This window comes from Paratractidigestivibacter sp. (genome assembly GCF_052362415.1).
GTDB lineage: Bacteria > Actinomycetota > Coriobacteriia > Coriobacteriales > Atopobiaceae > Paratractidigestivibacter.
Genome location: NZ_DAWEMK010000101.1, coordinates 1 through 5,315 on the forward strand (window position 1 = coordinate 1; position 5,315 = coordinate 5,315).

Genomic DNA, 5,315 nt, shown 5'->3' on the forward strand with positions numbered 1-5,315 from the left:
ATGGACATGAACAACCTCACGGGATCCGTCGTCGCCCTCGTCACCCCGTTCAAGAAGGACGGCAGCGTCGACTTCGAGCGCCTCGAGGGCCTCGTCGACTTTCACTTGGCCAACGGCACCGACGGCATCCTCGTGCTCGGCACGACGGGCGAGTCCGCCACGATGACGGACTCAGAGGACCTGTCGGTCGCCGAGTGCGTCGTGCAGCGCGTCGCCGGCCGCGTCCCCGTGATCGGCGGCTCGGGCTCCAACTGCACCGGCGAGTCGCTGCGCAAGTCGCTCGAGCTGCAGAAGCTCGGCGTCGACGGCCTGCTCATCATCTCGCCTTACTACAACAAGACCAACGAGGAGGGCATGTACCACCACCTCGCCGACGTCATGGACGTCGTCAACGTGCCGTGCATCCTCTACAACATCCCCGGCCGCACCGGCTGCAAGATCAGCCCCGCCGTGGTCGAGCGCCTCTCTGCGCACCCCAACGCCTGGGGCATCAAGGAGGCCTCCGGCGACATCTCCTACGCGGCGAGTATCGCGCACTGCCTGTCGGACGACTTCCGCATGATGAGCGGCAACGACGACATGATCGTGCCCCTGATGTCGCTCGGCGCCGTGGGCGTCATCTCGGTGTGGGCCGACGTCGCCCCGCGCACTGTTCACGACCTGTGCGCCAAGTTCCTCGCCGGCGACGTGGCGGGAGCCCGAAAGCTCCAGATCGACAACCTCGAGCTCATCCACTCGCTCTTCTGCGAGGTCAACCCGATTCCGGTCAAGGCAGCCTTGGCAAAGATGGGCCTTCTCGACGAGAATTACCGTAAGCCGCTTTGGCCCATGACTGATTCCGACCGCGAGCGCCTCTACGCCGCGATGAAGGGGGCTGGTTTGATTGACTAACGCAGGGGACGTGCAGCTCACGAGCGTGATTCTCGTCGGCGGCGGCCGCATGGGCAAGCTCATCGCCCAGAAGCTCGACGCCGACGGCGGCTTTGCCGTCGAGGGCATCTACGACGTGGACAACGCCGACGAGCTCGACGGCCGCGCGCCCGTGGTCGACCTCGTCATCGACTTCTCGAACAAGGCGGGGCTCCCGCACGTGCTCGCCTACGTTGAGCGCACCGGCGCGGCCCTCGTCTCGGGCACGACGGGCTACGACGAGGCGGAGCTCGCGCAGCTTCGCGCCCTCGGCCGGAAGACCCGCGTGATCCATTCCTTCAACTACTCGCTCGGCGTGGCGGCCCTCAAGCGCGCCTGCGCCCAGGCGGCGCTCGCCCTCGGCGACTGGGACTGCGAGATCGTCGAGACCCACCACAACAAGAAGGCCGACGCGCCCTCAGGCACCGCGGTCCTTCTCCTCGACGCCGTCGACCCCGACCACGAGTGCTCGGTGACCTATGGCCGCGAGGGGATGGTGGGGGAGCGCCCCGCCAAGGAGATCGGCATGCACTCGCTTCGCGGCGGAACCGTCGCGGGCACGCACGAGGTGCATTTCTTCGGCACCGATGAGGAGGTCTGCCTCACGCACCGCGCGACGAGCCGCCAGATCTTCGTCAACGGCGCCGTCGCCGCGGCGAAGCGGCTGCTCGCGCGCAAGGAGAACGGTTTCTACACCTTCGACCAGCTCATGTTCGAATAAGGCGGCTACCCCCGCTTTTCTCAGAAAGGACCCACCTGCCCAATGGACGCACAGGAGATCATCAACTACATCGCGACCGCGCCGAAGAAGACCCCGGTCAAGGTCTATCTCAAGCTCAAGGAGGGCGCGAAGATCGACCTTTCGTGCGCCGACCACGTCTTCGGCAGCGACACCTGCAAGGTCGTCTTCGGCGACTGGGAGAAGATCGGCCCTGCCCTCGAGGCCGCGTCCGGCGCCATCGCCGACAAGGTCGTCGAGAACGACGGCCGCAACACCGGCGTGCCCATGCTGAGCAAGCTCAACATCCACGCGCGCATCGAGCCCGGCGCCATTATCCGCGAGAAGGTCGAGATCGGCGACAACGCCGTCATCATGATGGGTGCCGTCATCAACATCGGCTCCGTCATCGGCGAGGGCACGATGATCGACATGGGCGCCGTCCTGGGCGGCCGGGCGACCGTGGGCAAGAGGTGCCACATCGGCGCGGGCACCGTGCTCGCCGGCGTCGTCGAGCCCGCCAGCGCCACGCCTGTGGTCATTGAGGACGACGTCCTCATCGGAGCGAACGCGGTGGTGCTCGAGGGCGTGCGCGTGGGTCGCGGCGCCGTCGTCGCGGCGGGCGCCGTGTGCGTGGAGGACGTCCCGGTCGGCGCCGTCGTGGCCGGCGTGCCCGCCCGTGTGATCAAGCAGGCCGATGAGGTCGCTGCCGGCAAGGTCTCCCTCGTCGACGCGCTGAGGAACCTCTAGGCGCATCCGGCTTTACATATCGTGATCTGGCGGCCCCCGGACGTAGCGCCCCGGGGGCCGTCGTTTGTGGTTCCGGCTGAGCGGGCGTGATTTCATTGTGAGCGGTATAAACGTTATATAAACGTTTTGTGCTGGGTAGACTTACAAAATATGGGCCGACAGAGGGTCGACCTTATTTCTGAACAATGGAGGAATCGGCATGGCTAATCGTTTTGTCCTCAACACCGTCAGCTATCACGGCAAGGGCGCCATCAAGGAGATCCCGGGTGAGATTACCCGTCGCGGTTACAAGAAGGTCTTCGTTTGTTCCGACCCCGACCTCGTCAAGTTCGGCGTGACCTCCAAGGTCACCGACGAGCTCGACGCCGCCGGCATCGCCTGGTCCCTCTACTCCGAGATCAAGCCCAACCCCACCATCAAGAACGTCCAGGACGGCGTCGAGGCGTTCAAGGCCGCCGAGGCCGACTGCATCGTGACCATCGGCGGCGGCTCCTCCATGGACACCGCCAAGGCCATCGGCATCATCATCGAGAACCCCGAGTTCGCCGACGTGCGCTCCCTCGAGGGCGTCGCCCCCACCAAGAACCACGCGGTCTTCACCATCGCCGTGCCCACCACCGCCGGCACCGCGGCCGAGGTCACCATCAACTACGTGATCACCGACCCCGAGAAGGTCCGCAAGTTCGTCTGCGTCGACACCAACGACATCCCCGAGGTCGCCGTCGTCGACCCCGACATGATGGCCTCCATGCCCGCCGGCCTCACCGCCGCCACCGGCATGGACGCGCTCACCCACGCCATCGAGGGCTACACCACCAAGGGCGCTTGGGAGCTCTCCGACATGTTCCACTTCAAGGCCATCGAGCTCATCTCCAAGAACCTTCGCGACTCCGTCGCCGAGGCGAAGAGCGGCGTTCCGGCCTCCGGCCGCGAGGGCATGGCGCTCGGCCAGTACATCGCCGGCATGGGCTTCTCCAACGTCGGCCTCGGCATCGACCACGCCATGGCCCACACGCTTTCCGCACACTACGACACCCCGCACGGCGTCGCCTGCGCCATGCTGCTCCCGATCGCGATGGAGTTCAACAAGCCCGTCGTGACCAAGCGCCTGGCTGAGGTCGCCGTCGCCATGGGCGTCGACACCACCGGCATGAGCGAGGACGAGGCCGCCGACGCTGCCATCGCCGCCGTCAAGCAGCTCTCCGAGGATGTCAACATCCCCAAGACCTGCGAGGCCATGAAGGCCGACGAGATCGAGGTCCTGGCAAAGGACGCCATGGCCGACGCTTGCTTCCCGGGCAACCCGCGCGACGCCAGCCTCGAGGACGTCATCGAGCTCTTCAAGAAGATCTGCCCCGCAGCCTAGCTTTATCTGCGCCGGGTTTTCGGGCCGTTCAGTGAGCGCCGGGAAGGAGCCGATCCTTCCCGGCGCTCTTCTCGTCGCGCCGCGGGTATAATCACGTGGCCCGCGCGACCGCGCGGACGCTCACGGGGCTTCGCGCCCCGCATGATTCGCGCGCAAGACATGCGCGCAGATAAGGAACGACCATATGCAACATCTCGAACCCGGCGCAGGGCGCGCCGAGAACCCCGATAACGCCGAGAATCCCGAAAGCGCGCACGAGATCTGCCTGCGCTTCGATGAGCTGGGGCTCTCCGCCCAGATGCTCGAGGCCGTCCGCGTCCTCGGATACGATTCGCCCACCCCTGTGCAGGCCCGCGCCATCCCCGAGGTGCTCGCCGGCCGCGACCTTCTCGCCGCGGCCCAGACCGGCACCGGAAAGACCGCTGCCTTCCTGCTGCCCACGATGGATCGCCTGGAGCACGTCGCGCCGCCCAAGCCCATGCCGGGGCGCTCGGGCTCGCGCGGCTCCCGCAGGGGCGAGGGCAACGGCCACGGCCCCGCCATGCTCGTCGTCACCCCGACGCGCGAGCTCGCCCAGCAGATCGACGAGGTCGCCTCGAAGATCTCGGACGTCACGGGCCACGTCGCGCTGACCGTTGTCGGCGGCGTCGGCTACCAGCCGCAGGTCTCGGCCCTCGAGCATGGCTGCGACATTCTCGTCGCCACGCCGGGGCGCCTGGTCGACCTCATCGAGCAGGGTGCCTGCCACCTCGACGAGGTCCGCGTCCTCGTGCTCGACGAGGCGGACCGCATGCTCGACATGGGGTTTCTGCCGACGGTGCGACGTATCGTTCGCGAGACCCCGCCGACGCGCCAGACGCTGCTGCTCTCCGCGACGCTCGATGACGAGGCGGTGGGCGAGGTCGCCGACCTGGTCCACGATCCGGCGCGCGTGGAGATCGCCCCGGTGACGAGCACCGCGGACACGGTCGAGCAGTACGTCCTGCCCGTCTCGCCGGAGGCGAAAAACGCGCTGCTGCCCGATTTCCTCAAAAAAGAAGGCCCTTCCCGCGTCATCGTGTTCACCCGCGGTAAGCACCGCGCGGACGCGATCTGCCGGCGCCTGCGGAAGGCGGGGATCTCCGCCGCGCCGATCCACGGCAACCGCAGCCAGAACCAGCGCGAGCGCGCCCTCAGCGACTTCCGCTCGGGCGACGCCGACGTCCTCGTGGCGACCGACGTGCTCGCGCGCGGCATCGACATCCCTGGCGTCCGTTATGTGGTTAACTTCGACGTCCCGTCGGAGCCGAACGACTACATCCACCGCATCGGTCGCACGGGCCGCGCGGGCGAGCTCGGCTGGGCCGTCACCTTCGTGACCGAGGAGGAGCTGGACGAGTACCTCGACATCGAGGGGCTCATGGGCAAGGTCGCCGAGCCCTACGACGCCACTGGTCTCGTGCTCGGAGCCGAGCCCCCGCAGCTCGACCCTAACCGCGACCCCGCGGACCACAAGCCGAGGAAGAAGACCAAGCGCGGCAAGTCGAAGGCAAAAAAGAAGCTAGAGCAGGCGCGCCGCGAGGGCAAGCGCGC

The 5,315-nt window shown here is 67.1% G+C and carries 5 protein-coding genes; all 5 read left to right on the top strand.

Features of this window, described 5'->3' with window-relative positions; all coding sequences use genetic code 11:
• A partial coding sequence (gene dapA, locus ACT84W_RS08815) for a 4-hydroxy-tetrahydrodipicolinate synthase (protein WP_417575453.1) occupies positions 1–891 on the top strand: 891 nt, incomplete at its 5' end.
• Entirely contained in the window at positions 884–1,630 is a 747-nt protein-coding gene (dapB, locus tag ACT84W_RS08820; protein ID WP_432290407.1) for a 4-hydroxy-tetrahydrodipicolinate reductase, read from the top strand. The genes dapA and dapB, both read left to right, overlap by 8 nt.
• Before the next feature lie 42 nt (positions 1,631–1,672).
• Entirely contained in the window at positions 1,673–2,377 is a 705-nt protein-coding gene (gene dapD, locus ACT84W_RS08825) for a 2,3,4,5-tetrahydropyridine-2,6-dicarboxylate N-acetyltransferase (protein ID WP_417575451.1), read from the top strand.
• A 199-nt stretch (positions 2,378–2,576) separates the two neighbouring features.
• On the top strand, positions 2,577–3,743 hold the full coding sequence (fucO, locus tag ACT84W_RS08830; protein ID WP_417575450.1) for a lactaldehyde reductase: 1,167 nt from the start codon (positions 2,577–2,579) through the stop codon (positions 3,741–3,743).
• Positions 3,744–3,927: 184 nt separating this feature from the next.
• The coding region (locus ACT84W_RS08835; protein WP_444328946.1) for a DEAD/DEAH box helicase at positions 3,928–5,315 on the top strand (1,388 nt) is incomplete at its 3' end.